This window comes from Streptomyces corynorhini (assembly GCF_003346515.1).
GTDB lineage: Bacteria > Actinomycetota > Actinomycetes > Streptomycetales > Streptomycetaceae > Streptomyces > Streptomyces corynorhini.
In genome coordinates this window covers 1-1,561 of the sequence record NZ_QQNA01000387.1, presented here as the reverse complement: position 1 = coordinate 1,561, position 1,561 = coordinate 1, and the positions used below count along the sequence as shown (strand labels likewise).

Here is a 1,561-nt window from a genome sequence, read left to right as displayed (position 1 = left end):
CACACAGTGGACGGTCAGGCGCTGAGCCGGGGCCGGGCCACCCCACACCACTGCCGCGTGCCCCGCAGGGCGAACCGGCCCGGCAGCCAGCAGCCGGGCCGGGCAACGATCCTGCCTTCCCTGGGAACCCTTCCCCCGGGCCGCCCCTCCCGAGTACCTGCACTTGCGCCGCAGGGACGGGTGTCAAGGGTGAAGCGCAGCGCAATCGGCGAAGCCGACGCGACGAAGGAGCGCCCTTTACACCCGACCCGGAGGCGCGAAACTCAAACCGGAGAGGGGCGGCCCCCACCCGCCATAAATGGCCCCGTTCAGCCCGCTTACCTCTTGGTACTGACCCGCAGAACACAGCGGATGGTGACCAGCGGGGCATGAATCCCCACCAGCACCACACCGTCAGCCGCCGAGCCGGAGCCGGGCCACCCCACACAAAGTGTGCGCACCCACCCACCGGACCCGCAGGCCCCACCAGCCCCACCGGCCCGGTGATCAGCAGCGGTCATCAGCGGTCATCAGCGGTTATCAGCGATCAGACGCTGACCTAACGCGCGATAACCTCACGTGATGATATTGCGGCGAGGTTTGCTTTGGTGCGGTGTGGCGGGATCGGCGTTGTTCCTCCTGCTTATGCTGGTCAATGATGTGATCAAGCCGGACTACGACCCGGTACGCGATGCCGTCAGTGAAGCCGAGATCGGCAGCGGCGGATGGCTGCAAATCCTGAACTTCGTTGTATCCGGACTGCTCATCGCCGCTTCCTCCGTGGCGATATCGCAGACGGTGAACCGTTGGACGGGCGTGCTGGTCGGCTTCGTCGGGGCAGGGCTGGCGCTCTCCGGCGTCTTCGTGACCGACCCCGTACCGACCGACCACACGACCTGGCACGGGACGATCCACAACGCGACGGGGACGATCAGCTCGGTGGCCCTCATCGCGGCCTGTTTCGTGGCCGCGCGGTGGCAGGCCACCTCGCGGTGGTGCTGGTACTCCGTCCTGGTCGGCATCGCCATGCCGTTGACTTTCGTCGTCGCCCTCGGGGCGACCGAAAGCCTCGGCATCTGGCAGCGCCTGACCAACGTGCTCGGATGGACCTGGCTCATCGCCCTGGAAGTGCGCGCGATGCGGACACCGATGACCAGCAGGGCGTGAACCTCAGGTCACAGCCAACGCTCAGGCGCCGAGACGCCCCGGGCCGCCCCCACTCACGTCGCGCGCCCCACCCCGTCGACAGAAGCCCGATCCACCCCTCCGCGTAGTGGGTGCCGCCGACGGGAGACGTCTCGCTCCCCTCGCCGTCCGCCGGGTACTCGATCTCCGGGCGTTCCGCAGGACGGCGGGACAACGCACAGCCGTCGCCGGCTGAACGTCTGGTGGCAGACGAGGAGACGATCGAGCCGATCGCGTCGATCGAGCAGGGCAGCTCCTGCCACGAAGTCGCCCACGCCTGGCGCAAGTCCAGCCACTGCGGCAGCGAAGGCGACGCCCGCGTAGAGGGCTCCCCCCGCCCTCAGGCCGCCCACCTCGCGACTCCAAGAACCCCACCGGCCCCACCCTCACCCTCACC

At 68.6% G+C, this 1,561-nt stretch carries 1 protein-coding gene; it reads left to right on the top strand.

Features of this window, described 5'->3' with window-relative positions; all coding sequences use genetic code 11:
* Positions 1-561 precede the first annotated feature (561 nt).
* Positions 562-1,146, top strand: coding sequence for a DUF998 domain-containing protein (locus tag DVH02_RS33095; RefSeq protein WP_267899094.1), 585 nt, complete (start codon positions 562-564; stop codon positions 1,144-1,146).
* Positions 1,147-1,561: the final 415 nt, after the last annotated feature.